This window comes from Novosphingobium huizhouense (assembly GCF_020179475.1).
Taxonomy (GTDB): domain Bacteria; phylum Pseudomonadota; class Alphaproteobacteria; order Sphingomonadales; family Sphingomonadaceae; genus Novosphingobium; species Novosphingobium huizhouense.
Genome location: NZ_JAILXZ010000002.1, coordinates 249,096 through 273,929, shown reverse-complemented (window position 1 = coordinate 273,929; position 24,834 = coordinate 249,096). Strand labels below are relative to the sequence as shown.

Here is a 24,834-nt window from a genome sequence, read left to right as displayed (position 1 = left end):
GTATATCAGCCGAAGCGCTCCATGAACATCCGCGCGGCTGCGGTCTCGGCTTCCTGCTTGCTCGATCCGCGCGCCTCGGCCTCGCCCACGCCGCCGACGCTGACGCGCACGGTGAACACCGTGGCATGGTCCGGGCCGTCGCGGCTCGCCAGCGTATAGACCGGGGGCTTGCGCCGGTTGCCCGCGGCCCATTCCTGCAGCGCCGCCTTGGGGTGCTTGCGCTGCCCGGTGCCACCGGCCATCGGCCTGGCCCAGGCCTTGCGCACGAAGGCGCGCGCCGCGTCGAAGCCGCGTTCGAGGAACAGCGCGCCGATCAGCGCTTCCATCACGTCGCCGAGGATGTTGTCGCTGTTCGCGCCGCCGTCGTCGCGCGCCTGCTTGCCCATGCGGATGTGCGGCGGCACGCCGAGCGCGCGGGCGACGTCGGCGCAGGTCTCGCGGCTGACCAGCGCGTTGAGCCGCTGCGACAGCTTGCCTTCGGCCGCGCCGGTGGTCTCGTAGAGCCAGTCGGCGATCACCAGGCCGAGCACGCGGTCGCCGAGGAATTCGAGCCGCTGGTAGTCGCATGGCTCGCCCAGCGATCCGTGGGTCAGCGCCGCGTGCCACAGCGCGCCGTTCTGCAACGGCGCGCCGGTAAGGTCGGTCAGGTAGGTCGCCGTCTCGTCGCTGGGCGCGGGGGCAGGGGCCTTGCTCAGAACAGGCCCCCGATGCGGCTCCAGCGGGCGGCGGTGAACCAGGTCCAGGGCAGGAACCAGTTGGCGCTGCCGTCGGTCGACCACATCACGATCGTCGCGCGGCCGACGAGGTTGTCCTGCGGCACGAGGCCGATCCCTGCGCCTTCGACCGCCGGGAAGCGGCTGTCCATCGAGTTGTCGCGGTTGTCGCCCATCAGGAACAGGTGGCCTTCGGGCACGATCACCGGCGGGGTGTCGTCCTGCGGGCGATAGCCGAGGTCGAGCACGTTGTAGCTCTTGCCCTCGGGCAGCGTCTCGCGGAACTGCGGGTAGTGGCAGCTTGCGGTGCCGTCCGGCTCGAGCGCCTCGAACTCGGGCGCGACGCAGCTGGTATTGGCCGAGACCGGGATCACGAAGTCCGCGATCTTCTCCTTCTTCACCGGCTTGCCGTTGATGTTCAGCACGCCGCCGATCATCTGGATGGTGTCGCCCGGCAGGCCGATCACGCGCTTGATGTAGTCGACGTCGTTGCCCGGCGGCGCCTTGAAGATCACCACGTCGCCGCGCTTGGGCTGGCCTGCGAAGATGCGCTTGGGCAGCAACGGCGCGCTGAACGGCAGCGAGTAGCTCGAATAGCCGAACGGCCACTTGGCGGCGAGCAGGTAGTCCCCGTTCTCCAGCCGCGGCAGCATCGATTCCGACGGGATGTTGAACGGCGAGAAGATGAAGCTGCGGAAGATCGCGACGACCAGCACCAGCTTGATCAGGAAGACCGGGAAGCTGTCCTCCTTCTTTTGCTTCTTCGCAGGCGCGACGGGTTCGCCGGGGAGCGGCTCGGCCGGCGCGGCGCTCTCGTCGAGCGGGCCAGGTTGGGGCTGATCGGTCATCGTCGCGGTCATGTGGAGGGGCCTTGCCTTCGTCAAGCGGGATTTCGCGGAACGCGTGGCCGCGAAATACGATTTCGCACAGGCCGCTTCGACCAACGGCAGTGCTTGGCGGACGAAGGCGGAGCGGGCATTGAGGCGCGACATCTCGCGGTTGCGAAAGGACAAGACGAATGGCGGACCCGGCACAGGCGCTCTGGCGCGAACTCGAAAGCCTCGAAACGCCAAGCCTTTCCGCGCTTTTCGGCGGGGCGGACCGGCTGTCGCGCTACTGCTCGGAACTTGCCGTCCCCGGCGGTCCGATTCGATTCGACTGGAGCAAGACCCATCTGACGCCGGCGATCGAGGACGTCATGGGCCGCATTGCGAAGGCGATGGACCTCGATGGCAAGCGCGACGCGCTGTTCGCCGGCGAGCCGATCAACAACACCGAGGGCCGCGCCGCCCAGCACAGCGCCGAACGCGGGATCGGATCGCCTGCCGCGGTGGTCGAGGCCGAGGCGCTGCACGCGCGGATGAAGGGGCTGGTCGAGGCGATCCACGAAGGCCTTCTCGGCGAGGTGAAGAGCTTGATCCACATCGGCATCGGCGGCTCGGCGCTCGGGCCCGCGCTGGCGATCGACGCGCTCGCCCGCGACGACGCCAAGGTCGCGGTCCATGTCGTCTCGAACATCGACGGCTGCGCGCTCGAAGCGGCGATGAAGGCGTGCGATCCCGAAACCACGCTGGTCGCGCTTGCCTCCAAGACCTTCACCACCACCGAGACGATGACCAACGCCGCCTCCGCGCTCGACTGGCTGCGCCAGGGCGGGGTCGCCGATCCCTACGGCCGCGTGGTGGCGCTCACCGCGAGCCCCGACAAGGCGGTCGAATGGGGCGTCGACGAAACCCGCGTGCTGCCGTTCAGCGAAACGGTCGGCGGGCGTTACTCGCTGTGGTCGTCGATCGGCTTTCCGGTCGCGCTCGCACTGGGCTGGGACGCCTTCGCCGAATTCCTCGACGGCGCCGCCGCGATCGACACGCACTTCATCGAAGCCCCCTATGGCGCCAATGTTGTGGTCCGCGCAGCCTTCGCCGACCTGTTCTACACCCAGGCGAAGCGGTGCCAGACCCGCGCGGTCTTCGCCTACGACGAGCGGCTCAAGCTGCTGCCCGACTATCTCCAGCAGCTCGAGATGGAATCGAACGGCAAGCGCGTTACGGCACAGGGCGAGCCGCTCGCGCGGCCCTCGGCGCCGATCACCTGGGGCGGGGTCGGAACCGATGCCCAGCACGCGGTGTTCCAGCTGCTCCACCAGGGCACGCACCTGATCCCGGTCGATTTTCTTGCGGTCAAGGTTCCGGGGCACGACCTCGATCCGCTCCACCACCAGATCCTGCTGTCGAACTGCTTCGCGCAAGGGGCGGCGCTGATGGCGGGCAAGGCGAGCGAAGATGGCGCGCGCGCTTACCCGGGCGATCGTCCTTCGGCGACGATCCTGTGCGACGACCTGACGCCGGGCACGCTCGGCGCGCTGATCGCGTTCCACGAGCACCGCACCTTCGTTTCGGCGATGCTGCTGGGCATCAACCCGTTCGACCAGTTCGGCGTCGAACTGGGCAAGGCGATCGCCAAGCAGATCGATGCAGGCGGCGGCGACGGCTTCGATCCGTCGACCGAAGCGCTGCTCGCGGCGGCCGGCATCGGGGCGTAACGTTATGGCGCGCAAGAACAAGTACGACCCCTACGTCGACGACGAGCCCGAAGAGCAGGCGCCGCCGCCGGTGCCCTGCTGGCTCTGCGGCCGGCCCACCGGCAGCACGATCGTCTGGCACCATCCGGTCCCCAAGAGCCGCGGCGGCCGCGACGTCGTGCCGATGCACGGCATCTGCCAGCAGACGCTGATCGCCAACTTCACCAACTCGGAGCTGCAACGCGCCGGGCTCGACGTCGACCAGCTGCTCGCCAACCCGACGGTGCGCAAGTTCGTCGACTGGGTGGCCAACAAGGACCCCGATTTCACCGCGACCATCGCCAAGAAGAAGCGCTGACCCGCCGCCACCGGCCTTGGCGGCTCTTGGAAACGCAATGTGCGCCCACAATATGCGCACGCCATGGAGAATCCGATGCCCGAGCAGGACTACGACTACGATCTCTTCGTCATCGGCGCGGGCTCGGGCGGGGTGCGCGCAAGCCGCATCGCGTCCTCGCACGGCGCGCGCGTGGCGGTCGCCGAGGAATTCCGCGTCGGCGGGACCTGCGTGATCCGCGGCTGCGTGCCCAAGAAGCTGCTGGTCTACGGCTCGCACTTCGCCGAGGAACTGCAGGACGCGGCCAACTATGGCTGGACCGTCGACAAGATGACCTTCGACTGGCCGACCCTGCGCGATGCGGTAGCCAAGGACGTCGACCGGCTGAACGCGGCCTACACCTCCACGCTCGAGAACAACAAGGTCGAGCGCTTCCTCGAACGCGCCACGATCACCGGGCCGCATTCGGTCAGGCTGGCGGACACCGGCCGCGAGATCACCGCGAAATACATCCTCGTCGCGACCGGCGCCTGGCCGGTGACGCCCACTTTCGAAGGCGCCGAGCACTGCATCACCTCGAACGAGGTGTTCCATCTGCCCGAGCTGCCGCGCAAGGTGGTGATCGCCGGGGCCGGCTATATCGCGCTGGAATTTGCGGGGATCTTCAATGCGCTCGGCAGTCACGTAACGGTGGTCAACCGCAGCGAGACGCTGCTGCGCGGCTACGACGAGACCCTGCGCGACCGCTTGCTGCAGATCACCATGGCGCGCGGCATCGAGTACAAGTTCAATTGCCCGTTCGAAAAGGTGGTCAAGCGCGAGGATGGCTGCCTCGAGGCGTACCTCAAGAACCAGCCCGATCCGCTGATTGCCGACGTGATCCTCGTGGCCACGGGCCGCAAGCCCAAGGTCGAAGGACTTGGCCTGGAGAATGCCGGGGTCGAACTGGGCGAACGGGGCGAGATCAGGGTCGACGTCCACAACCGCACGACCTGCGAAAGCATCTATGCGGTGGGTGACGTAACGGATCGCGTGCAGCTCACGCCCGTGGCGATCCGCGAGGGCCAGGCCTTCGCCGACCGCGTGTTCGCGGGCAAGGACACCCATGTCGACTACGACTGCATCCCGAGCGCGGTGTTCTCGCAGCCCCCGCTCGCCGCGGTCGGCCTCACCGAAGGCCAGGCGCGCAATCGCTATGGCAACGTCAAGGTCTATTCCTCGGACTTCCGCCCGATGAAGAACGTGTTCGGCCATCGGCCCGAGCGCGGGCTCTACAAGATGGTCGTCGACGCCAACACCGACCGCGTGCTCGGCATCCACATGATCGGCCCCGAAGCGCCCGAAATCCTTCAGGTGGCGGCAGTGGCGGTCAAGGCGGGGCTGACCAAGGCGGCGTTCGACGATACCGTCGCGCTCCATCCCTCGATGGCCGAGGAACTCGTCCTGCTCAAGTAAGGTTGCGTCTTGCAACTTACATGATAGTCTCCCCCGCGCCGACACGTGTGGGGGAGATGGTCGCATGAAGCTCGAAGGCAAACTGGTGCTGCTGACCGGCGGCACCGACGGCATCGGCCTGCGCCTGGCGCGGCAATTGCGCGACAAGGGGGCGCAAGTCCTCGTTACGGGACGCACGCCCGAACGCATCGAAGCCGCAAAGGCCGAAGGGTTCGAAGTGCTTGCCGCCGACCTCGCGACGCCCGAGGGCGTCTCCGGGCTGCTCTCGGCGGTGGCCGGGCGGCCGGTCGACGTGCTCATCAACAACGCCGGGATGGGCGTGACGCACGATTATCGCACCGCCATTCCCGATGCGGCGGCCGACGAACGCATCCTTCAGCTCAATGTCCATGCCCCGATCCGCCTGATCGCCGGCCTGATGGAAACCTTGCGCGGCCGGCCCGAGGCGATGATCGTCAACGTCACCTCCGGGCTCGCCATCGCGCCCAACACCGGCAGCGCCATCTACTGCGCCACCAAGGCCGCGCTGCGCAGCTATACGATGTCCTTGCGTAAGCAACTTGAGCACACCCGCATCCACGTGCTCGAGGTGCTGCCTCCGGTGGTCGATACGGCGATGACCGCCGACCGCACGAACAAGAAGCTCGCGCCCGAAGCCTGCGCCGCCGAAATCGTCCGGGCGATGGAGCGCAATGCCGATGAAGCCAATGTCGGCCAGGTCAAGTTCCTGCGCCGGGTCTACTCGATTTCGCCGGCGCTCGCCCGCCGGATCATGCTCGCGTTCTGAGGGGGAGTATCGATGAGCCAGACCGTTCTCGTCAGTGGAGGCAGCGGCTACATCGCCGGCTTCCTGATCCGCCAGCTGCTCGATGCCGGCTGGACCGTCCACACAACCGTGCGCAACCTTGCGCGCGAGGCGGAGCTGCGCCCGCTGCTCGGCGGCACGCCCGAAACCCTGCGCTTCTTCGCTGCGGACCTCACCTCCGACGCCGGCTGGGACGAGGCGACCGCCGGGTGTACGCATGTTGCGCATGTCGCCTCGCCGTTTCCGCTCCACGTCCCCAGGGATCCCGAGGAACTGGTCGGCCCGGCGCGCGACGGGGCGCTCCGCGCGCTGCGTGCGGCGAAGAAGGCCGGGGTCAAGCGCTTCGTCCAGACCTCGTCGTTCGCGGCGGTGGGCTACGGGCACCCCGCCAATCGTTACGTGGCGGGGCAGGTGTTCACCGAGGCCGACTGGACCGTGCTCGAAAACCCCGATGTCGCCCCCTACATGCGCAGCAAGACGGTGGCCGAGCGCGCCGCGCGCGACTGGATCGCCGCCGAGGGCGCAGGCATGGAGTACGTCTCGGTCAATCCGGTCGCGGTGCTCGGTCCGGTGACGAGCGGCGACCTGTCGACCTCGATCGAACTGGTCAAGCAGCTGCTCGAAGGGGCGATCCCGGCGCTGCCCGACGTCGGCTTCGGCATCGTCGACGTCCGTGACGTTGCGGACCTCCACGTCCGCGCGCTGACCCAGCCCGGGCTCGACGGCGAACGTTTCCTCGCCACCGGCCCGTTCCTGACCTTCGCCGAGATCGCCGCGATCCTCAAGCGCCGCCTCGGCGCCGAGGCGCGCAAGGTGCCCACGCGCCGCCTGCCCAACCTGATCGTGCGGCTGGCCGCGCCGTTCAGCGGCTCGATCAAGCAGATCGCGGGCGAACTGGGCAAGGTTCGCGCCGGCTCCTCGGCCCACGCCCAGCAGCGCGTGGGCTGGACGCTGCATCCGGTCGAGGACACCATCGTCGATACCGCGCGCAGCCTGATCGACCTCGGCATCGTCAAGGTGTGACGTTGCGCCGGGGGCTCAGATCCCGGCCCACCACTGGTAGCCCTTGCGATCCTCCCAGTAGCCGCCGCCCCCGCCGTGAATGCCGGCGAGGGTGGCGACCGCCTCGATCCGCATCACGTACTTCGCCTGCTTGTAGCCCAACTGCCGTTCGACCCGCAGCCGCAGCGGCGCGCCGTGGCCGACCGAGAGCGGCTGCCCGTTCATGTGGTGGGCGAGGATGGTCTGCGGGTGGAAGGCTTCGACGAGGTCGATGCTCTCGTAATAGGGCGTGCCATGATAGTCGTCGGCGCAGTGGAACACCACGTAACGGGCGTTCGCTGACAGCCCGGCGGCTTTGAGCAGCAGGATCAGCGGCACCCCGGTCCATTCCCCGATCGCGCTCCAGCCCTCGACGCAATCGTGGCGGGTGATCTGGGTGCGCGCGGGCATCGCCTGCAGCTGAGCCAGGCTCAGCGACACGGGCCGCGCGACCATGCCGTCGACGACCAGGCGCCAGTCGGCAAAGCCCCGGGCCATGTGCGCCTGATAGGCGGCGTCGCCCGGCACGCGGGTGCCGTTGACGCGGAAATTGGGCGACAGGTCGGCGCGGGTGAACTCGGGCGCCAGCGCGGTGCGGTCAGTGACGAGACGCTGCGCGCTCATCGTCGCCTTCTCGCCGTAGCCGAGCACCGCCTTCACCGTCGGCGAGGCGACGATGCGGTCGCATCCGGCGAGCAGCAGCCCGGCGCCGCCGACCAGCGCGTTGCGGCGGGTGACGATCGTCATCGTGCCTTCTCCTCGGGCAGGCGGTACCATCCGGTGACCATAGAACGCAGTTCGTTGACCGGCCCGGCCAGCAGCACCATCAGCAGATGCACCGCGATGAACAGGGCAAGGCCCGCCGCGCAAAGGAAGTGGATCGAGCGCGCCGACTGCCGTCCACCGAACAGGTCGAGCAGGACGGGGAAGGCCGCGTTCATGGCCGGGCTCATCGTCAGGCCGGTCAGGATCACCAGCGGGATCAGCACCAGCACCACCCCCAGGTAGGCGATCTTCTGCAGCGGATTGTAGCGGCGCGCCGCCTCTCCGGTGGGAAAGCGCAGCCGCGCATGTTCCTTGATGTCGTGCCACAGGTGCGCCGGCGCCCGCTCCTCGCGGGTGAGCCACAAGTCGCGCGTCAAGTGGCGCGAGGCGAGCGCATAGGCGAGGAACAGCACGATCCCGATTCCGAGCACCCAGGCGAAGAAGAAGTGCCATTGCCGGGCGGCGGCGAGGTCGTAGCTGCTGGGGATCGTGACCAGCGGCGGGAAGGGGTCGTCATAGCCCGGGAACTTGGGCAGTTCGAGCCAGGCCTTGTCGGGGTTGGCGCCGTACTTGCCCCAGTAGAGCCGGGGATGGGCGTTGAGGATCATCATGCCGCTCATCAGCATGACGAAGATGGTGAAAGCGTTGAGCCAGTGCCAGATCCGCACCGGCAGCTTCGTCCGATAGATCAGCTTGCCGTCCACCGCGTCATCTCCCGTCGCCCGGCGCGGAAGATGCCACGTAACGCGTGTCCAGCCTAGTCCTTGCGCCCAGTGCTTGCGCCTAGTCCTTGCGGTTATGCGTGTGGAGCCAGTCGGCGTGGCGCGGGGCCTTCTTGGTCTGCGACCATTCCTCGAGCATGGGGCCGGCGACGCGGGCCAGCTCGGCGTACTGCTCGCTCGTGCCGATGTCCGTCGCCAGTTCCACCCGGTGGCCGTTGGGGTCGAAGAAATAGATCGACTGGAACACCCCGTGGTGCGTCGGGCCGAGCACGTCGACGCCGTTCGCCTCGAGATGTGCCTTGGCGGCGAGCAGCGCATCCATGTCCGCGACGCGGAAGGCGAGGTGCTGGACCCATTCGGGGGTATTGGGATCGCGACCCATCGCAGGCTGATTCGGCAGCTCGAAGAAAGCCAGCACGTTGCCGTTCCCGGCATCGAGAAACACGTGCATGTAGGGATCGTAGGCCCCGGTCGAGGGCACGTGATCCTCGGCGAAGGCGGTCACGTAACGCATGCCGAGCATGCGCTCGTACCAGTCCACCGTCTCCTTCGCGTCGCGGCAGCGGTAGGCGGCGTGGTGGATGCCGCCCAGCTGCACCGGATGCGCCGCCGCGGTCATGCCGCCGGCTCCTCGACCTTGAGCGCGCCGCGCCGGATCTGGTCGGCTTCCATCGACTTGAACAGCGCGGTGAAGTTGCCCTCGCCGAAGCCCTCGTCCTTCTTACGCTGGATGAATTCGAAGAACACCGGCCCGATCATCGTCTGCGAGAAGATCTGCAGCAGCAGCCGCGGATCGCCCTGCTCGGTCGAGCCGTCGAGCAGGATGCCGCGCTTCTGCAGCTCTTCGACCGGCTCGCCGTGGCCGGGCAGCCGCTCCTCGAGCATTTCGTAGTATGTAACGGGCGGGGCGGGGGCAAACGGCGCGCCGAGCGCGGCCAGCTTGTCCCAGGTCGCCAGCAGGTCGTCGCAGGCAAAGGCGATGTGCTGGATGCCCTCGCCGTTGTAGGCGCGCAGGTATTCCTCGATCTGCCCGCCGCCTGCCTTTCCTTCCTCGTTGAGCGGAATCCGGATCTTGCCGTCGGGCGCGGTCATCGCTCGGCTGGTGAGGCCGGTGTATTCGCCCTTGATGTCGAAGTAGCGGATCTCGCGGAAGTTGAAGATCCGCTCGTAGAACGCGGCCCAGTGCGCCATGCGACCGCCATAGAGGTTGTGCGTCAGATGGTCGATCACCTGCAGCCCGGCGCCCACCGGGTGGCGCTCTACCCCCGGCTCCCAGACGAAGTCGATGTCGTAGATCGAAAGCTCGCCGGCCCCGGTATCGTAACGGTCGATCAGGTAGATGATCGAGCCGCCGATGCCGCGGATCGCCGGCAGGCGCAGCTCCATCGGCCCGGTGCGCACCTCGACCGGCTCGGCCCCGCGCTCCAGCGCCTGCTCGTAGGCGGCGCGGGCATCGCGCACGCGAAAACCCATGCCGCAGGCCGAAGCGCCGTGCTCGGCCGCGAACCAGGCCGCCGGGCTCTTCGGCTCGTAGTTGGCGATCAGGTTGATCCCGCCCTGCCGCCACAACGTAACGGCCTTCGAGCGATGCCGCGCGACCAGCGTGAAGCCCATCGCGGCGAACACCGGCTCGAGCACGCCAGGTTCGGGCGCGCAGAACTCGACGAATTCGAAGCCGTCGAGCCCCAGCGGATTGTCGAACAGGTCGGCCATCGCGTCTCTCCCAATTTGGTTTCTTATGTAACCAATAATCGCCGCCCGGTCAAGGAACCCGCATCGCCCCCGCATCGCCTCCGCGGGGTCAGGGCGTGGGCAGGCCCTGGCGGGTTGCATGTGCAACAAGCGTACGCCGGTTGTGCCGTCGCAGCAGCGCGCCCTCGTGGCAGCCGCGCGGCACCGGGCGCAGCGCGCGCAGGCCGGCGCGCGCGATCCACTGCAGCTTGCGCGCGTTACTCACGACGGTGCGGCTGTCCCACGCCGCGCTTCCGCGCCGCTCGACCTCGCGCGCGATCTCGCCGTAGATCCCCGCCGCGGCGAGGATCGCCCAGCGCTGGCGCGGCCGCAGCCGCCCCGCGCCGATCCGCGCCGAACACTCGTGCGCCTGCGCCATCCGGCACATCCGCCGGGCGAGCAGGGCCATCGCCTTGCGGTGGACCGGCTTCATCTGCTCGCCCGGCGGAATGTCCATTTCCGCCAGCCATTCGAGCGGTACGTAACAGCGCTGCGCGGCGTCGTCCTCGGCGAGGTCGCGCGCGATATTGGCGAGCTGGAAAGCAAGGCCGAGGTCGCAGGCGCGGTCGAGCGTGTCTTCGTCGTGCGGGGCGACGCCCATCACCACCGCCATCATCACGCCGACCGCGCCGGCAACGTGCCAGCAGTAGCGCATCAGGTCGGCTTCGCTGCGCGGCTGCCAGTCGGCGGCATCGAGCGCGAAGCCGTCGATCACTGCGCCCGCCATCTCCAGCGTGAGGCCGGTCTCGCGCGCGACCAGCCCGAGCGCGTCGAACGCCGGGTCGCCCGCCGGCATGCCGGCAAAGGCGAGCGCAGTCTTCTCGCGCACCGCCGCGAGCCGTTCCGTAACGCCGTCAGCGGACCCGAGCGCGCCGCCATGGTCCTGGTCGTCGATCAGGTCGTCGCAGCGCCGGCACCAGGCGTAGAGCAGCCAGACCCGCTCGCGCGTCTCCCGGTCGAACAGCGCGCTGGCCGCGGCAAAGCTTTTCGAGCCCTTGCGGATCGAATCGCGCGCCGCGGCGACGAGGCTACTTCGGTCTTCCATCGCCGGCGACGTTACAGGTCGTCGCGCGACATCGCAAAGATCGGTCGGTGCGGCACGTGCGCCGCCATCCGCGCCAGCAGCAGGTCGAGATCGGGTTCGGCGATCAGGATCCCGGCGTGCGCCTCGCGCACGAAGCCGGTCTCGATCATCCGCCGGTTGAACGCCAGCAGCTCGTCGTAGAAGCCGAAGGCGTTGAGCAGGCCGACCGGCTTGGCATGATAGCCGAGCTGCGCCCAGCTCACCGCTTCCCACAGCTCGTCCATCGTGCCAACGCCCCCGGGCAGCGTCAGGAATCCGTCGGACAGGTCGGTGAAGGCCTGCTTGCGCTGGTGCATCGTGCCGACGATGTGGAGCTGCGTGCAATCGTGGTTGGCGACTTCGGCCCGGTCGAGCGCCTCAGGAATCACGCCGATCACTTCGCCGCCCGCCTCGAGCGCGCCGGCCGCGACCGCGCCCATCAGCCCGAGCCGGCCGCCGCCATAGACCACCCCGATCCCGCGCGCCGCCAGCGTCGCGCCGACCGTCCGCGCCAGCGCCACGTAACGCCCGTCGGCGGGCGAGGCCGAGCCGCAATAGACCGCGATGCGCTTCACAAGAGGTCCTCGAGCATGATCTTGGCGGTCGCCTTGGCGCTGCCGACGACACCGGGAATCCCGGCGCCTGGATGGGTTCCCGCGCCGACCAGGTAGAGGTTGGGGATCTCGTCGTCGCGGTTGTGCGCGCGGAACCAGGCGCTCTGCGTCAGCACCGGCTCGAGGCTGAAGGCGCTGCCGAGGTGCGCCGAAAGGTCGGTGGCGAAGTCGCTGGGCGCGTAGTGGAACTTCGTTACGATACGGCTGTGGATGTCGGGAATCAGCCGGCGACCGACTTCGTCGAGGATGCGCTTTTCGAGCAGCGGACCGATCTCGTTCCAGTCGACCGGCAGCTTGCCCATGTTGGCGACGGGGACCAGCGCGTAGAACGTGCTCATCCCCTCGGGCGCCATCGACGGATCGGTCACGGTCGGATGGTGGAGGTAGATCGAAAAGTCCTCGGGCAGCACGCCGTGGCTGTAGATGTCGTCGAGCAGGCCCTTGTAGCGCGGTCCGAACAGGATCATGTGGTGCGGGATGCCCGGCCAGGTGCCTTCGATGCCGAAGTGGACGACGAACAGGCTGGGCGAGAACTTCTTGCGCTTCAACGCCTTGGCCTGGCGCGCCGCATGGGTGTTGTCGCCCAGCAGGTCGCGGTAGGTGTGGATCAGGTCGCCGTTCGAGGCGATCGCGTCGAAGCTGCCCTGCCAGCCGCTCTTCGTCTCGAGCCCGGTGACGCGGTTGCCGAGCGAATGGATCTTCGTCACCGCATCGCCCAGCTGCACCGTGCCGCCGAGGCGCTGGAAATGGCGCACCATCGCATCGATCAGGCGATTGGTGCCGCCCTTGGCCCACCACACCCCGCCGTCCTTCTCCAACTTGTGGATCAGCGCGTAGATCGAGCTGGTCTTCATCGGGTTGCCGCCGACCAGCAGCGTGTGGAAGCTGAACGCCTCGCGCAGCTTCTCGCTCTCGATGTACTTCGAGACCATCGAGTAGACCGAGCGCCACGCCTGGTACTTGGCGAGCGCGGGCGCGGCCTTGATCATGCTCGCGAAATCGAGGAACGGAACCGCGCCGAGCTTGACGTAGCCTTCCTCGAAAACACCTGCGGAGTAGTCGAGGAATGCTTCGTAACCCGCAACGTCGCGCGGATTTACCTTGGCGATCTCGTCGCGCAGGCCGGTCTCGTCGTTCGAATAGTCGAAGTTGGTGCCGTCGGGCCAGTTGAGCCGGTAGAACGGCATCACCGGCATCAGTTCGATGTCGTCCTCCATACGGTGGCCCTTGAGCGCCCACAGTTCCCTGAGGCACGGCGGATCGGTGATCACCGTCGGCCCGGCGTCGAAGGTGAAGCCGTCGCGCTCCCAGAAGTAGGCGCGGCCGCCGGGCTTGTCGCGCGCCTCGACCACCGTCGTCTCGATCCCCGCCGACTGCAGGCGGATGGCGAGCGCGAGCCCGCCGAACCCTGCACCGATCACGCAGGCCTTCTTCATCGTCGTGTCCCTCATTTCGTGCGTGTGCCGGCGAGCGAGAGCGCCTGGGGCTTGTCGCCGAACCCGCCGAGCACGCGCATCGCGGCGAGGACGGGAACGGGAGGCTTGCCGGAAAGAATGCGGATCTTGTCGAAGGCGGTGCTGCGCCCGGCGTAGAACCGCTCGACCAGCTTCTCGTCGAGCCGGTAGAACCGCTCGAGCACCTTGTAGCGGTCGACCGGCGCCGCCGCGCCATAGAGCATGGCCGTCAGCTGGCGCAGATAGCTTGAACGTTTCCAGTGCTTTCGGGCGTAATCTTCGGAAAACCTGGCAAGCTCCTCGCCGCCGCAGTCGGCGCGGCGCACCACCGCCAGGGCATAGCGCACCGCATCGGGCAGCGAATAGCTGGTCACCGCATGGAACAGCCCGGCGCGCGCCCCGGCGCGGGCCATGTCCTTGCCGGTCGAGCGCCAGAAAGCGTCGAAGTCGCCGCCCGAGACCACCGGCAGCACGCCCTGCTCCTCGGACACGACCCCGGCGATCGTCCATCCGCGCCGCCGCGCATAGTCGTCGATCCGCTGGCTCAGGACGTCCTGGTCGATCGTCGCGCTGTCCGAATAATAGGTGTCCTCGATGAAGATCTCGTCCTCGGCGAAGGGCAGGACATAGACGAAGCGGTAGCCGTCGAGCTGCTCGACCGTCGCATCCATGATGATCGGGCGGTCGACCCCGTGCGGCACCGACAATTTCAGGCGCCGTCCCACGAACTTCTGCCAACCGCCTGTGAGATGACCGAGATTGCGGATGCCGCGGGCATCGATCACGGCGCGCGCAGCGATCTGCGTGCCGTCGGCGAGCGTTGCCGAGCGCGCATCGGCGGCAAGCACCCGCGCGCCGGTCAGCAGGGCGCTCGCGGGCAGGGCGGCGCGCAGGGCGGCGTCGAACCGCTCGGAGGTCATCGCATAGTAGCTGGTGCCGAGCGCGCGTTCGAAGGCGGGAAACCGCACCTCGTAGCCGGGCCAGGCCGCCTCGACCGCGTCTGCGAGCAGCGCGCGCCCGTCGCGGCCGACGTCGCTGCCGAAGAACGACCAGACGTGGTTGCCGCCGAAATGGGTGTCCTGCTCGGTCAGCAGCAGCGAAAGGTCGGGGCGGTGCCGCGCGAGCGCGAGCGCGATCAGGCCCCCGGCAAGGCCGCCGCCGAGAATGGCGATGTCACAGGGCCGCGCGCTCATCGTCCCGGCGTTAGGGACAAGCGCCGAAGTGCGCAACTGCGGGTTTGCCGCGGGGTGGCGCGCGGGCACCAAAGGGCAGGGCCGGCGAGGGCTCGATGCGGTTTTTTACTCGGTCAACGAAAATGCCTGCCGAATCCGGTTTCGATTTGATATTGGTCAAGGTGTCCTAGACAACGCAGACGGCACAACGCCGCTATCACGCGATAACCGACCGGAGAGAGCGATATGGCACAAGCAGATCAGGCCCAGCATTTCGATGTGCTGATCGTCGGAGCAGGGATCTCCGGCATCGGATCGGCCTATCACCTGCAGGACCAGTGCCCGGGCAAGACCTACGCGGTGCTCGAGCGGATGCACACCTTCGGCGGCACCTGGGAAACGCACAAGTACCCCGGCGTGCGCTCGGACTCGGATCTCTACACCTTCGGCTATCGCTTCAAGCCCTGGACCGACGCGCCGATCGCCAGCGCGCAGGCGATCCTCGACTACATGGGCGAGGTGATCGAGGAAAACGGCATCGGCCAGCACATCCGCTACGGCCACACCATCACCGGCTGTTCGTGGTCGAGCGCGGACAACCTGTGGACCGTTACGGCACGCACCGAAGACGGGCAGTCCCACGTCTTCACCGCCACCTTGCTGTGGATGTGCCAGGGCTACTACGACCACGAGACGCCCTACATTCCGCCCGAATGGCAAGCGAAGAACCTCGATGCCTACAAGGGCCGCTTCGTCCACGCCCAGCTGTGGGATCCGAACATCGACTACGAAGGCAAGCGCATCGTCGTGATCGGCTCGGGCGCGACCGCCGCCACCGTGGTCCCCGCCTTCGCCCAGAAGGCGGCGCACGTAACGGTCGTGCAGCGCTCACCCACCTACTTCTTCTGCCACCCCAACCAGAACGAACTGGCCGACCGGCTGCGCGAGATCGGGGTCGACGAGCCGACCGTGCACCGCATCGTGCGCATGCAGGTGATGCATGACCAGGCGGTGATGGACAAGCGCTGCGTCGAGGAGCCCGACGTCGTCGTCGAGGAACTGCGCGCGCTGGTCCGCGCCTATGTCGGCGAGGATTTCCAGTTCGAGCCGCACTTCACGCCCAAGTACCGCCCGTGGCAGCAGCGCCTCGCGTTCTGCCCCGATGCCGACCTGTTCCAGCTCGCCGCGCAGGGCAAGGTCACGATGGTCACCGACACCATCGACCACTTCACCGAGACCGGCCTCGTCGTCAGCTCGGGCGAGGCGGTCGACGGCGACATCATCGTCGCCTGCACCGGCTTCAACCTCAAGGTCCTGGGCGACATCCCGTTCGAGGTCGATGGGCAGAAGATCAACTGGGGCGACACCGTTACGTACCGCGGCATGATGTTCACCGGCGTTCCCAACATGCTGTGGGTGTTCGGCTACTTCCGCGCCTCGTGGACCCTGCGCGTCGACATGCTCGGCGATTTCGTCTGCCGCCTGCTGCACCACATGGATGAACGCGGCGCCCGCAAGGTCGAAGTCAAGCTGCGGCCGGAGGACAAGGACATGGAAATCCTGCCCTGGATCGAGACCGAGAACTTCAACCCGAACTACCTGATCCGCGATCTCGACAAGCTGCCCAAGCGCGGCGACAACGAAGTGTGGCGCCACAACCAGAACTACTGGGCCGAAAAGGACGCGATCCCCGCGATCGACCTCGATGGACCGGAATTCTGGTACGACAACCAGCCCGCCGCGGCCGAGGTGCTCGAAGCCGCCGAATAACCGTCACGTTACGCAAGAAAAAAGGGGCGGTCCGCAAGGCTCGCCCCTCTTCTTTTTGGCGAAGGCGGTCAGGCCGCTTCGGCGACCGCCGCCCGCGCTGGGACGGGCAGCGCATTGCCTTTCGCCGCCGCCCGCTTCGCCCCGCGTTCCAGCTCTTTCCTGAGCGCGCGGACGTAGTGGTCGAAGTCCAGCTGGATGGTGTGCCGGCGCGCCTGGTAATAGCTGCCGGTGTAGAATTCCTCGTCCGCCTTGATCACCTGGTGCATCTCGTCGGCGGACGGCGGCGCGTATTGCCCCGCGAGGTAGGCCGCGACCAGTTTCGACTGCTGCTCGGCAAAGTTGACCAGCGTCGGCAGCGGCTGCGCAAGGCCCATGTAGAACAGGTCGGGCACCTCGGGCTTCATGATCCGCTTGTAGAGCGGCGGCGGACGGTTGTCGGCATCGGCGCAGAACGAAGGCTCGTCGAAGAACGGGAACTTGATGTCGTAGCCCGTCGCCCAGACGATCACGTCGATCTCCTCGCGCGTGCCGTCGGTGAACACCACCGCGTTGCCGTCGAGCCGCTCGATGCCGGGGCGCATCACGATGTCGCCCGATCCTGCGCGCAGCAGGAACTCGCCCGACACGGTGCCGTGGCTCTCGAACGGTTCGATCTCGGGCTCGGGCAGGCCGTAGTCGCTCATCCGGCCGACGAGGTTCTTGATCATCCGCGATCCAAGCCACTGGCGCAGGCTCTTGGGCATCCACGCCGGGGCCGGGTTCTTGTCGAGCGGCTGCCCGCGATAGTACTTCGGGAAGATCCACACGCCGCGCCGCGCCGAAACGAACAGGCGCTGCGCCATCGGCCGCTGCGACAGCTCGCTGGCGATATCCATCGCGCTATTGCCGAGCCCGACCACGAGCACGCGCTTGCCGATGCAGTTCACCGGCTCGAACGGGGTGCGATAGTGGTGCGAATGGATCTGCGGCCCGTCGAAGTGCCCCGGATACTCAGGGATCCGCGCCGCCCAGTGATGGCCATTCGCCACCACCAACGCGTCGTAACGTAACGTCTCGCCGGTCGACAGGGTCACCTCCCAGCCGCCGCCCGAAAGCCGCTTTGCCTTCTCCACCCGCGTGTTGAAGCGGATCGACGGGCGCAGGCCGAAGTGGTCGACGTAATCGTGGAAGTATTGCAGCAGCTGTGCATGGTGCGGATAGTCCGGCCAGTCGGCCGGCACCGGATAGTCCTCGAACGCCAGCCGCCACTTCGAGGTATCGATGTGCAGGCTCTGGTAGCAGGACGAAACCCCGTTGGGGTTGTTGTAGTACCAGTTGCCGCCGATGTCGTCCGAGGCTTCGTAGATGTCAAACGGAATGCCGTAGTCCTTGAGCCGCTTGGCGGTGGTGAAGCCGGAACACCCGGCGCCGATGATGCACACTTTCGGCAGGCTCATGGCCGCAAATCTCCCGTAACGTTATGGCTGGTTGTCAGTCGGTCTCGATCTTCACCGGCATCGCGGTGAAGCCGTGGAGGAAGGGGCTCGCAAGGCGGGTCGGCGCGGCCTGCGGCACGATCCGCCAGCGCCGCGCGACGATCTCCTCGATCAGCGCGGTGATCTGCACTTCGGCGAGCCGCGCGCCGACGCAGCGATGGATGCCGTGCCCGAAGGCGACATGGCGGCGGGCATTGTCGCGCGTCACGTCGAAGCGCTCGGCGTCCTTGAACACCGTCTCGTCGCGGTTGCCCGAAATGTACCACAGCACCACCTTGGCGCCTTCGGGCAGGTGCTGCCCCGCAAGCTCGGTCGCGCGCGTGGTGGTGCGGCGCATGTGGGTCACCGGCGATTGCCAGCGGATGATCTCCTGCGCGGCATTGACCGCAAGCGTCGGGTCGGCGCGCAGCTTGTCGAGCTGCTCGGGATACTTGTGCAGCGCCTCGACCAGGCCGCTCATCGAATTGCGGGTGGTGTCGTTGCCGCCCACGATCAGCAGCGCGATGTTGGCGATGCGCTCGGGCGGGGTGAGGTTGCCCATCGCCTCGGAATGGACCATCCGGCTCAGCAGGTCGTCGCGCGGCGCTTCCTTGCGGCGGGCTTCCAGCTCGCGGTCGAAGCGTTCCAGCATCTGGCCCATCTGGACCAGGAACTCGGCGCGATAATCGTCGTTCAGGTTGTCTTCCGAAACGCCGCTGCCCCAGTCGGACCAGCGCTTGATGTCGGGCCATTCCTCGAAGGGCATGTCGAACAGGATCAGCAGCATGCCCAGCGTCATCGGGATCGAAACGCTGTCGACCCAGTCGAACGTCTCGCCCACCGGCAGCGCGTCGAGCAGCATCGTCACCCGCTCGCGCACCAGCTTTTCCAGCTTGACCATCTGACTGGGACCGAAGGCCGGCGCGATGACCTTGCGCTGCGCGGTGTGGACCGGCGGGTCCATCGCGATGAAGTTGGGGAAGGGGTTGTCGTTGACGTTGTCGGCAATCGTGATGTTGCCGCGCTCCCACGACGAGGAATAGGTCTCGGTGTCGAGCTCGACCTTCTGGATCAGGTCGTGCGTGACCACCGACCAGTAGGCGCCGAACGGGCTCTCCTCGCGCAGGCTGACAGGCATGTTGGCGCGCAGCCAGGCGAAGGGCTCGCGCCAGGTGTCCTCGGTATAGAGCGCGTTGACGCTGACGTCGTAGGGATTGCGCGCGGTTTCCTGCGAGGAAACGACAGATGCCATGACAGTGTCTCCCAGGGCCGCATCGATTCTGGTCGGCCTTGACCGGGACTATCGTTAATCGGCCAATTAAAGTCCAGCGGGCTTTGGCGCCGGGCGAGACCGCGGCACGGTTTTGCGTCGCCGTCCGGCCCGTGCCGACCGCTTCTTCATCCAGATCACCACGCCCGTTACCGACAGCATCGTCACCGCCAGCCCTAGCACGCTCACGAACACGCGATAAGGCAGACCGAACACCTGCGCCATGTGCAGCGCGGTCAGCCAATTGGTGAAGGTGTTGGCACCATTCGCCCCGCTCGGCAGTTCGACGCCGCGCACCGCGCCGCTGTCGCTGTCGAAGGCGATTCGGGTGCCGCCGCCGTGCTCGCCGATGTCGGCGCTGGTGGTGAAGCCATAGACATAGAGCCCGCTCGTCGGCACGTGCCAGATCCACCGCTCCCCATCGTTGCGCAGGGTCAGGTCGTGCTCTTTCGCCAGATCACGCGCCAGTACTTCGCCCCGCGCCGTCGCGGCGCTGAAGTCCAGCCTCGGCGCGTTGCGCGGCGCGGGCAGGGCGTTGCGCACGAACACCGCGCGCACGTCCTCGGCGCCGAACAGCTTCATCACCGGCGCGTGCACCTGCGGCAGGTTGAACGACACGCTCGACCACGCGAACACCAGCAGCAGCGGCCAGAGCCACAGCCCGCCCGCGCGGTGCAGGTCGAAGTTCAGCTTGTAGGCGTTTCTGCCCCGCCGCACCTGCCAGCTCGGCCGCCAGCGCGTCCAGAACGGCGCGCCCGGTGCGCGGGGCGGCAGGGTGAGGAAGAACCCGACGAAGCAGTCGATCGTCCACACGATCGCCGCCACCCCCATCACCAGCAGCCCGGCCGTGCCCGCCGCCAGCGTGTAGTGCAGGCGATAGACGAACGGCATCAGGTTCTTCGCGCCCTGGCCGATGTCGCCCCATTCGCGGCGACCCAGCTCGGTGCCGGTCACCGGATCGAGGAACAGGTCATCCCAATCGGGCACGCCTGGCCCGTGTTCGCGCTCCAGACCGGTCACGGGATCCAGCCAGTGCAGGTGCAGCCGCAACGAATGTCCCGGCTCCACCGTCAACGGCAGGAAATCCACCGCAGCGCCGGGATAGCGCCGCAGCACTTGCGCCCGGATCTCCAGCGGATCGGGCGTGCCCGGTGTCTGCGACAGGTGCAGCTCGGGCGCGGTCAGCGCCTCCAGCTCCTCGATCCACGGCATCAGCGCGCCGGTAAGGCCCGCCACAGCCAGGAACAGCGCCAGCGACAGCCCGGCCCAGCGATGCGCGATGACCCAGAACGGGCGCCCCGGCAGCCCGGTCATCAGAACGACAGCCGCACCGAACCCAGCACGCTGCGCGGCGCGGCGTAGAACGCCTGGTCCCAGTACAGGCTGGTCAGGTGCTTGTGGTTGGTCGCATTGGCCACATTGACGTTGAACGCCACGTTTTCGGTCAGGTCATAGCCCGCCTGCAACTGCACCGTGGCATAGGACGGCTGCCGGATCGTGCCGAGCGCGTTGGTGATAGAGACATCGTCCTGCCAGCGCAGCCCCGCGCCCAGGTGCACCTTCTCCACCGGGCTCCAGCGCACCAGCAGGTTGGCCGTGGTGCGCGGCACATAGGTGCGCACGGCATTGCCCCCCTTGTCCTTGATCGAAAGGTGGGTCACGCCGCCTTGCACGCTGAGGTTCGAGGTGATGTTGCCGCCTACCTCCGCTTCCACGCCGGTGCTGCGCACGTCGATCCCGCGATAGAGCGTCTGGCCGAGCGTGGCGTCGAAGCCGGCCGCTTCGGCAAGGTTCGACTGCTCCGAGCGGAACACCGCGATCGAGCCGAACAGCGCCTTGTCCGCGGTCTGCGCCTTCACGCCGCCCTCCCAGCTCTTGCCCTTCGCCGATCCCAGCGGGGTCAGCGCGGTCGAGATTTCCTTCTGCGGCGAGAAGATCCCGCTGTAGCTCGCATAGAGGTTGACGCCCGGCACCACGCCCCAGGTCAGCCCGACGAACGGATTGGCCCCGCTTTCGCGCCGCCCGGCGCTCACCCCGAAGGTGAACCCGTCGGTCCGCACGTTCAGGTAATTCACCCCCAGCACGAGGTTGAGCCGCTCGGCCAGCGACAGGTCGGTCGCCGCGCGCAGGCGCCACTGGCGGTCCTTGATCCGCGCGCTGACCACGGCATCGCCGAACGCGGGGTAGGGGACTTCGGTGCCGTTCCAGCTGTCGACGTCGCCCGGCAGCGCACCCCAGGCCGGATCGGTCGTCGGCACCGGATAGCTGAGATAGCCGAAGCTCGCGTCGGTATATTGGGCGCCGAAGCTGATCGCCTGTTCGCGCCCCAGCAGGCGGAACGTGCCGCGCACCGAGCTGTCCGAGATCCAGCCCCGCGCGGTCGAAAGGTAGCCGCCGGGATAGCCATAGAGCCCCGCGCCGGTCTCCGCATCGGGCGCGCCATAGACATAGAACAGCCGCGAAGGTTCGTCGGACACGCGCCGGGTCACGTGCTGGCGCGCGGTCCAGCCCGGCGCGAATTCCCACGAAAGTTCGCCATAGGCGGTCTGGTCGGTGCGCTTCCAGTAGGTCCAGTCCTGCGTCGTGGAAGCGCCGGTGTCCCATTCGAGCTGGTTGCCAGCGGCATCCTGCAACGGCAGAGCGCCCCACAGCACCCCGCGCGAGGTGCCGGACTGCCGGATATAAGCCGCCGACAGTTTGAGCGTCTCGGTGATCTGCCCGTCGAGCACGGCCTGCACCACCGACCGCTTCGACCGATAATCGCGCAGGTACGAATCCGCGTTCTGCACCGCGCCGGTGACGCGGATCGCCCAGCGCCCATCCCTGGTGATCGGCGTGTCGAGGTCGAACTCGCCGCGCACCTTGCCCCACGATCCTGCCGAGAGTTCGGTGGAAACGTGGCGTTCGCCGGTCGGGTGGCGGCGGTGGTAGTTGATCGTGCCCGAAGGATTGCCCACGCCCGCCATCATCGCATTGGCGCCGCGGATCACCTCGATCGAATCCCACGCCACCGTATCGACCGCGCCAATCGTCGGGCCCCAGAAATTTGGGATCGCGATGCCGTCGACCATCGCGTCGCTGATGTCGAAGCCGCGCGCGTTGTAATAGGTCCGGTCGGTCTCGGCCTGCTCGACGTTCACGCCCGTGACATAGCGCAGCACCTCGTTGGTCTCGTCGAGGCCGAAGGTATCGAGCGCTGCGCGGTCCACCACGGTCACCGCCTGCGGCGTATCGAAGATGGTGAGGGGCAGCCCCGTTGCCCCGGTCGAAACCTGCTGCGCGGCGCGGCCGATCACGGTGATGCGCTCGGCCTCGCTCGCCTCTTCGGCATGGGCGCTGGCGGACCACGACGCGAGGGCGGAGAGGGCGGCGGTAACAAGGAGGCTGGAACGAAACTGCACGATTGAACTCCCGTCGGTGATGGCGGCGGCTTTAATGCGAGTGATTCTCAAGAGTCAATGCAATTAGGAATCATTCTCATTAAAGGGATTCACACCTCGCCTTTCTAGGCAGTTGCCCCTGCGGCGCCCGCGGCCTAGAAGGAGGCATACCCCGGGGAGCCAGTGGGGTCCGGGCGGGCGCTCATCGTTGAGCGATCGCGAGGACCGAACGGCTGAGAGGGGCTGGTCACGCAGCCCGACCCGTCGAACCTGAACCCGTTAGCACGGGCGGAGGGAAGGGCCGGCTTCACCCGCGCTCGGTCCGTCCGCCTTTCAAGAGGACACGCGCATGGCCGACATCAACTCCAGGCTGGAAATCGGCGTCACCACCGGGCCGATCCGCGGCAGCCGCAAGATCCACGTGGAAAGCGCCCGCTTCCCCGGCCTCACCGTCGCCATGCGCGAAATCTCGCTCGAACCTTCGAGCGGCGAACCGCCGGTGCGCGTCTACGACACCTCGGGCCCATACACCGACACCAACGCGGCCATCGACATCGCCGCCGGCCTGCCCAAGCTGCGCCGCGACTGGATCCTCGCGCGCGGCGACGTCGAGGATTACGAAGGCCGGGCGGTGAAGCCCGAGGACAACGGACTGAAGGGCCCGGACCGCTCGGCCGGCGTCCCCGCATTCCCCAACGTCGTCAAGCGCCCGCTGCGCGCGAAGGCGGGCGGAAATGTCAGCCAGATGCACTACGCGCGCCAGGGCATCATCACGCCCGAGATGGAATACGTCGCCATCCGCGAGAACCTCGGCCGCAAGCAGGCCAAGGAAGCGCTGGTCCGTGACGGGCAGGATTGGGGCGCTTCGATCCCCGATTACGTCACGCCCGAATTCGTCCGCGACGAAGTGGCGCGCGGCCGGGCGATCATCCCCAGCAACATCAACCACCCCGAAAGCGAGCCGATGGCGATCGGCCGCAACTTCCTCGTCAAGATCAACGCCAACATCGGCAACTCGGCCGTCGCGTCGGACGTCGCGTCCGAAGTCGACAAGATGGTATGGTCGATCCGCTGGGGCGCAGACACCGTGATGGACCTGTCCACGGGGCGCAACATCCACGACACGCGCGAATGGATCCTGCGCAACAGCCCCGTGCCGATCGGCACCGTGCCGATCTACCAGGCGCTCGAAAAGGTCGGCGGCGTGGCCGAGGATCTCACCTGGGAAATCTTCCGCGATACGCTGATCGAACAGGCCGAACAGGGCGTCGATTACTTCACCATCCACGCCGGCGTGCGCCTGCCCTACATCCCGCTCGCCGCCAAGCGGATGACCGGGATCGTCAGCCGTGGCGGCTCGATCATGGCCAAGTGGTGCCTGGCGCATCACAAGGAATCGTTCCTCTACGAACGTTTCGACGAGATCACCGAGATCATGAAGGCCTACGACGTCGCCTATTCGCTGGGCGACGGGCTGCGCCCCGGATCGATCTACGACGCCAACGACGAAGCCCAGTTCGCCGAACTCTACACCTTGGGCGAACTGACCAAGCGCGCCTGGAAGGAAGACGTTCAGGTGATGATCGAAGGCCCCGGCCACGTGCCGATGCACAAGATCCGCGAGAACATGACCAAGCAGCTCGAAGCCTGCGGCGAAGCGCCGTTCTATACGCTGGGGCCGCTCGTCACCGACATCGCGCCGGGCTACGACCATATCACCAGCGGCATCGGCGCGGCGCAGATCGGTTGGTACGGCACCGCGATGCTCTGCTACGTCACGCCCAAGGAGCACCTCGGCCTGCCCGATCGCGACGACGTGAAGGTCGGCGTGGTCACCTACAAGCTCGCCGCCCACGCGGCTGACCTCGCCAAGGGGCACCCGGCGGCGCAGGTGCGCGACGATGCGCTGAGCAAGGCGCGCTTCGAATTCCGCTGGCGCGACCAGTTCAACCTGTCGCTCGATCCCGATACGGCCGAACAGTACCACGACCAGACGCTTCCGGCCGAAGGCGCCAAGTCGGCGCACTTCTGCTCGATGTGCGGGCCGAAGTTCTGCTCGATGAAGATCAGCCAGGAAGTCCGCGAATTCGCCGCCAAGCAGAACGCACCCGTCGCAAGCTTCGTCGCCAGCGAGGCCGAGGCCGAAGAGGGCATGAAGGCGATGAGCGCGAAGTACGACGAGATGGGCCGCGAACTCTACATCGGCTCGGGCGGTCGCGAACACGACTGACGCACGGCGCACGGGGCGGCGCCACGACGATGGTTGCCGCCCCCAGTTGCCTGCCGGTCCGCGCGAGCTTGCCGGTTGCTCGCGCCCGCCCGCTGCGTTATAACGCCCGTATGAACGCCCCTCTCAAGATCACCAGGATCGGCAACTCGGCCGGAGTCGTCCTGCCCAAGGAACTGCTGGCGCGGCTGCGGGTGGGGGTGGGCGACTCGCTTTACGTCACCGAAAGTCCGGACGGTATCCGGATCACCGCGGCCGATCCTGATTTTGCCGAGAAGATGGCAGTGGCCGAGCGGGTGATGCGCGAAGATCGCGACATTCTGCGTGAACTGGCGAAGTAGTA

Annotated in this window: 22 protein-coding genes; 8 read left to right on the top strand and 14 right to left on the bottom strand. The window is 67.3% G+C overall.

All coding sequences use genetic code 11. From position 1 onward, the window contains the following. Nucleotides 1–5 precede the first annotated feature (5 nt). Both rnc and lepB read right to left on the bottom strand, forming a co-directional pair. A complete protein-coding gene (gene rnc, locus K3A85_RS09650; protein WP_404822926.1) occupies nucleotides 6–719 on the bottom strand; it encodes a ribonuclease III in 714 nt (237 codons plus the stop codon). Then, nucleotides 692–1,561: a signal peptidase I gene (lepB, locus tag K3A85_RS09645; RefSeq protein WP_404822919.1), complete on the bottom strand. Its 870-nt coding sequence runs from the start codon at nucleotides 1,559–1,561 to the stop codon at nucleotides 692–694. The genes rnc and lepB overlap by 28 nt, the downstream gene beginning before the upstream one ends. Nucleotides 1,562–1,731: 170 nt before the next feature. Between lepB and pgi the strand changes: the two genes are divergently transcribed. The 5 genes from pgi (at nucleotide 1,732) to K3A85_RS09620 (ending at nucleotide 6,851) form a co-directional block, all read left to right on the top strand. Then, entirely contained in the window at nucleotides 1,732–3,252 is a 1,521-nt protein-coding gene (pgi, locus tag K3A85_RS09640) for a glucose-6-phosphate isomerase (protein ID WP_225206298.1), read from the top strand. A gap of 4 nt (nucleotides 3,253–3,256) precedes the next feature. Then, complete coding sequence (locus tag K3A85_RS09635; RefSeq protein ID WP_225206297.1) at nucleotides 3,257–3,589, top strand: hypothetical protein; 333 nt, start codon at nucleotides 3,257–3,259, stop codon at nucleotides 3,587–3,589. Nucleotides 3,590–3,652: 63 nt separating this feature from the next. Beyond that, complete coding sequence (gorA, locus tag K3A85_RS09630; protein WP_225206296.1) at nucleotides 3,653–5,023, top strand: glutathione-disulfide reductase; 1,371 nt, start codon at nucleotides 3,653–3,655, stop codon at nucleotides 5,021–5,023. Nucleotides 5,024–5,087: 64 nt separating this feature from the next. Beyond that, entirely contained in the window at nucleotides 5,088–5,810 is a 723-nt protein-coding gene (locus K3A85_RS09625) for an SDR family oxidoreductase (RefSeq protein ID WP_225206295.1), read from the top strand. 12 nt (nucleotides 5,811–5,822) lie between these two features. Continuing rightward, entirely contained in the window at nucleotides 5,823–6,851 is a 1,029-nt protein-coding gene (locus tag K3A85_RS09620; protein ID WP_225206294.1) for an SDR family oxidoreductase, read from the top strand. 15 nt (nucleotides 6,852–6,866) lie between these two features. Here the strand turns inward: K3A85_RS09620 and K3A85_RS09615 are convergent, their stop codons facing one another. The 8 genes from K3A85_RS09615 to crtY form a co-directional block, all read right to left on the bottom strand. After that, nucleotides 6,867–7,616: a molybdopterin-binding protein gene (locus tag K3A85_RS09615; protein ID WP_225206293.1), complete on the bottom strand. Its 750-nt coding sequence runs from the start codon at nucleotides 7,614–7,616 to the stop codon at nucleotides 6,867–6,869. Continuing rightward, complete coding sequence (locus tag K3A85_RS09610) at nucleotides 7,613–8,338, bottom strand: cytochrome b/b6 domain-containing protein (RefSeq protein ID WP_225206292.1); 726 nt, start codon at nucleotides 8,336–8,338, stop codon at nucleotides 7,613–7,615. The genes K3A85_RS09615 and K3A85_RS09610 overlap by 4 nt, the downstream gene beginning before the upstream one ends. A gap of 79 nt (nucleotides 8,339–8,417) precedes the next feature. Beyond that, nucleotides 8,418–8,975: a VOC family protein gene (locus K3A85_RS09605; protein WP_225206291.1), complete on the bottom strand. Its 558-nt coding sequence runs from the start codon at nucleotides 8,973–8,975 to the stop codon at nucleotides 8,418–8,420. Further along, the gene (hppD, locus tag K3A85_RS09600; protein ID WP_225206290.1) at nucleotides 8,972–10,069 is read right to left on the bottom strand and encodes a 4-hydroxyphenylpyruvate dioxygenase; all 1,098 of its coding nucleotides are present in this window, start codon (nucleotides 10,067–10,069) and stop codon (nucleotides 8,972–8,974) included. The genes K3A85_RS09605 and hppD overlap by 4 nt, the downstream gene beginning before the upstream one ends. 88 nt (nucleotides 10,070–10,157) lie before the next feature. After that, the gene (locus K3A85_RS09595) at nucleotides 10,158–11,132 is read right to left on the bottom strand and encodes a phytoene/squalene synthase family protein (RefSeq protein ID WP_225206289.1); all 975 of its coding nucleotides are present in this window, start codon (nucleotides 11,130–11,132) and stop codon (nucleotides 10,158–10,160) included. An 11-nt stretch (nucleotides 11,133–11,143) separates the two neighbouring features. Then, a complete protein-coding gene (locus K3A85_RS09590) occupies nucleotides 11,144–11,725 on the bottom strand; it encodes an LOG family protein (RefSeq protein WP_225206288.1) in 582 nt (193 codons plus the stop codon). Then, complete coding sequence (locus K3A85_RS09585; RefSeq protein WP_225206287.1) at nucleotides 11,722–13,200, bottom strand: phytoene desaturase; 1,479 nt, start codon at nucleotides 13,198–13,200, stop codon at nucleotides 11,722–11,724. The genes K3A85_RS09590 and K3A85_RS09585 overlap by 4 nt, the downstream gene beginning before the upstream one ends. Before the next feature lie 11 nt (nucleotides 13,201–13,211). Beyond that, nucleotides 13,212–14,411: a lycopene beta-cyclase CrtY gene (crtY, locus tag K3A85_RS09580; protein ID WP_225206286.1), complete on the bottom strand. Its 1,200-nt coding sequence runs from the start codon at nucleotides 14,409–14,411 to the stop codon at nucleotides 13,212–13,214. Between the two features lie 225 nt (nucleotides 14,412–14,636). On the opposite strand from crtY, the gene K3A85_RS09575 reads away from it, so the two are divergent. Beyond that, entirely contained in the window at nucleotides 14,637–16,160 is a 1,524-nt protein-coding gene (locus K3A85_RS09575; RefSeq protein WP_225206285.1) for a flavin-containing monooxygenase, read from the top strand. Between the two features lie 68 nt (nucleotides 16,161–16,228). On the opposite strand, the gene K3A85_RS09570 is transcribed toward K3A85_RS09575, so the two are convergent. The 4 genes from K3A85_RS09570 to K3A85_RS09555 form a co-directional block, all read right to left on the bottom strand. Beyond that, nucleotides 16,229–17,596, bottom strand: a complete 1,368-nt coding sequence (locus tag K3A85_RS09570) for a flavin-containing monooxygenase (RefSeq protein WP_225206284.1) — start codon at nucleotides 17,594–17,596, stop codon at nucleotides 16,229–16,231. 34 nt (nucleotides 17,597–17,630) lie between these two features. Continuing rightward, nucleotides 17,631–18,866 carry a cytochrome P450 gene (locus K3A85_RS09565; protein WP_225206283.1) on the bottom strand — a complete coding sequence of 412 codons (1,236 nt, stop codon included), beginning with the start codon at nucleotides 18,864–18,866 and terminating at the stop codon, nucleotides 17,631–17,633. 66 nt (nucleotides 18,867–18,932) lie between these two features. Beyond that, a complete protein-coding gene (locus K3A85_RS09560) occupies nucleotides 18,933–20,198 on the bottom strand; it encodes a PepSY-associated TM helix domain-containing protein (protein WP_225206282.1) in 1,266 nt (421 codons plus the stop codon). Beyond that, complete coding sequence (locus K3A85_RS09555; protein WP_225206281.1) at nucleotides 20,198–22,285, bottom strand: TonB-dependent siderophore receptor; 2,088 nt, start codon at nucleotides 22,283–22,285, stop codon at nucleotides 20,198–20,200. Before K3A85_RS09555 ends, K3A85_RS09560 begins: the two co-directional genes overlap by 1 nt. A gap of 328 nt (nucleotides 22,286–22,613) precedes the next feature. Between K3A85_RS09555 and thiC the strand changes: the two genes are divergently transcribed. Both thiC and K3A85_RS09545 read left to right on the top strand, forming a co-directional pair. After that, on the top strand, nucleotides 22,614–24,494 hold the full coding sequence (gene thiC / locus K3A85_RS09550; RefSeq protein WP_225206280.1) for a phosphomethylpyrimidine synthase ThiC: 1,881 nt from the start codon (nucleotides 22,614–22,616) through the stop codon (nucleotides 24,492–24,494). A 110-nt stretch (nucleotides 24,495–24,604) separates the two neighbouring features. Next, nucleotides 24,605–24,832 carry an AbrB/MazE/SpoVT family DNA-binding domain-containing protein gene (locus K3A85_RS09545; RefSeq protein ID WP_225206279.1) on the top strand — a complete coding sequence of 76 codons (228 nt, stop codon included), beginning with the start codon at nucleotides 24,605–24,607 and terminating at the stop codon, nucleotides 24,830–24,832. Nucleotides 24,833–24,834: the final 2 nt, after the last annotated feature.

Excerpts from the sequence above, each read along its gene's own strand:
- K3A85_RS09595 (WP_225206289.1), bottom strand. The coding sequence starts at position 11,132 with ATGGAAGACCGAAGTAGCCTCGTCGCCGCGGCGCGCGATTCGATCCGC.
- K3A85_RS09620 (WP_225206294.1), top strand. The coding sequence starts at position 5,823 with ATGAGCCAGACCGTTCTCGTCAGTGGAGGCAGCGGCTACATCGCCGGC.
- K3A85_RS09560 (WP_225206282.1), bottom strand. The coding sequence starts at position 20,198 with ATGACCGGGCTGCCGGGGCGCCCGTTCTGGGTCATCGCGCATCGCTGG.
- lepB (WP_404822919.1), bottom strand. The coding sequence starts at position 1,561 with ATGACCGATCAGCCCCAACCTGGCCCGCTCGACGAGAGCGCCGCGCCG.
- K3A85_RS09545 (WP_225206279.1), top strand. The coding sequence starts at position 24,605 with ATGAACGCCCCTCTCAAGATCACCAGGATCGGCAACTCGGCCGGAGTC.
- crtY (WP_225206286.1), bottom strand. The coding sequence starts at position 14,411 with ATGAGCGCGCGGCCCTGTGACATCGCCATTCTCGGCGGCGGCCTTGCC.
- K3A85_RS09570 (WP_225206284.1), bottom strand. The coding sequence starts at position 17,596 with ATGAGCCTGCCGAAAGTGTGCATCATCGGCGCCGGGTGTTCCGGCTTC.
- K3A85_RS09565 (WP_225206283.1), bottom strand. The coding sequence starts at position 18,866 with ATGGCATCTGTCGTTTCCTCGCAGGAAACCGCGCGCAATCCCTACGAC.
- pgi (WP_225206298.1), top strand. The coding sequence starts at position 1,732 with ATGGCGGACCCGGCACAGGCGCTCTGGCGCGAACTCGAAAGCCTCGAA.
- gorA (WP_225206296.1), top strand. The coding sequence starts at position 3,653 with ATGGAGAATCCGATGCCCGAGCAGGACTACGACTACGATCTCTTCGTC.
- K3A85_RS09625 (WP_225206295.1), top strand. The coding sequence starts at position 5,088 with ATGAAGCTCGAAGGCAAACTGGTGCTGCTGACCGGCGGCACCGACGGC.
- hppD (WP_225206290.1), bottom strand. The coding sequence starts at position 10,069 with ATGGCCGACCTGTTCGACAATCCGCTGGGGCTCGACGGCTTCGAATTC.
- K3A85_RS09635 (WP_225206297.1), top strand. The coding sequence starts at position 3,257 with ATGGCGCGCAAGAACAAGTACGACCCCTACGTCGACGACGAGCCCGAA.
- K3A85_RS09615 (WP_225206293.1), bottom strand. The coding sequence starts at position 7,616 with ATGACGATCGTCACCCGCCGCAACGCGCTGGTCGGCGGCGCCGGGCTG.
- K3A85_RS09585 (WP_225206287.1), bottom strand. The coding sequence starts at position 13,200 with ATGAAGAAGGCCTGCGTGATCGGTGCAGGGTTCGGCGGGCTCGCGCTC.
- thiC (WP_225206280.1), top strand. The coding sequence starts at position 22,614 with ATGGCCGACATCAACTCCAGGCTGGAAATCGGCGTCACCACCGGGCCG.
- K3A85_RS09575 (WP_225206285.1), top strand. The coding sequence starts at position 14,637 with ATGGCACAAGCAGATCAGGCCCAGCATTTCGATGTGCTGATCGTCGGA.
- K3A85_RS09605 (WP_225206291.1), bottom strand. The coding sequence starts at position 8,975 with ATGACCGCGGCGGCGCATCCGGTGCAGCTGGGCGGCATCCACCACGCC.